At 68.9% G+C, this 1124-nt stretch carries 1 protein-coding gene; it reads right to left on the bottom strand.

Translation table 11 applies throughout. The features are described 5' to 3' along the window. Nucleotides 1–1124, bottom strand: a 1124-nt coding sequence (locus BIS11_RS18195; protein ID WP_253586808.1) for a hypothetical protein, incomplete at both ends; no start/stop codon positions are given.

Here is a 1124-nt window from a genome sequence, read left to right as displayed (position 1 = left end):
GTCGTCGCCGGCATCAATCAGGGTCAGAAGCGGTGTCGGGGGCGGCGTGATATCGATCTCCACAGCGCCGAGGCTGGCCACACCGCCGACGTTGCCCGCCGCATCGATCTGGCGCGTCAGAATCTGTCCCGCGGCGTAACGTCCTTCCGGCAGCTCGAAACTGTCGCCTACGCCGACGACCCAGGAGACACCGCCGTTCAAGCTGTACTCCCAGCGAGCCCCCTCTTCCAGGCCCTCGACGCTGACCGTGGCATCGTTGGTGATGGCGCTGTCAGCGACGAGGGAAATCACAGGCACCGCCGGCGGGGTGACGTCGATCACCACGGGGGTCAGGGCGGTGGCGGGGCTTACGTTGCCCGCGCCATCGGTCTGACGCACCTGTACCTGATCGAGGCCGTAGGTGCCTTCCGGCAGCGAAAAGCTCGTGCCGGTGCCAACCGTCCAGCTCGCACCCCCGTCCAGGCTGAATTCCCAGCGCGCCCCCGCTTCCAGGTTGCCCACGGTCACGAGGGTTTCGTTGGTGATGCCCGCCTCGAGCCCATCGAGCGCCAGGGTTGGTGCCTGGGGCGCGGTCAGGTCGACGGTCACCGGGCCGAGTTCGACCGGCGCGCTCACGTTGCCCGCACGGTCGATCTGGCGCACTTGCACCAGCCCTTCGATGTAGTCTCCTTCGGCCAGGATGAATCGGTCGCCGACACCGCGCTGCCAGCTCACCCCGCCATCCAGGCTGACCTCCCAGAGGGCACCGGGCTCGAGCCCGCCGATCACCATGGTGCCATCCGCAGTGATGCCATCGAGGGTTCCGGTGTCGTTGCCGAGCGCCACGCTCGGCGCCTCGGGGGCGGTGGTATCGACGATGACGCTGCCCACGGTGCGCGTTCCGCTGGTCACGCCATCGGCATCGCTCTGGCGCACCAGCACTTCGCCGGCGGCGTAGTCGCCCTCGGCCAGCACGAAACGGTCGCCGCTGCCTGCCTGCCAGGTGGTGCCGCCGTCCAGGCTGAACTCCCAGGTGCCGCCCTCGACGAGCCCGCCCACCAGGACGGTGCCGTCGGAGGTGATGCCATCTGCCTCGCCGGTATCGTTGGCCAGAGCAAGGGTTGGAATCGGCGGGCGCGTCGGGT

The organism is Halomonas sp. 707D4 (assembly GCF_024158685.1).
Taxonomy (GTDB): Bacteria; Pseudomonadota; Gammaproteobacteria; order Pseudomonadales; family Halomonadaceae; genus Vreelandella.
This window is presented reverse-complemented; position numbering and strand designations above follow the sequence as displayed.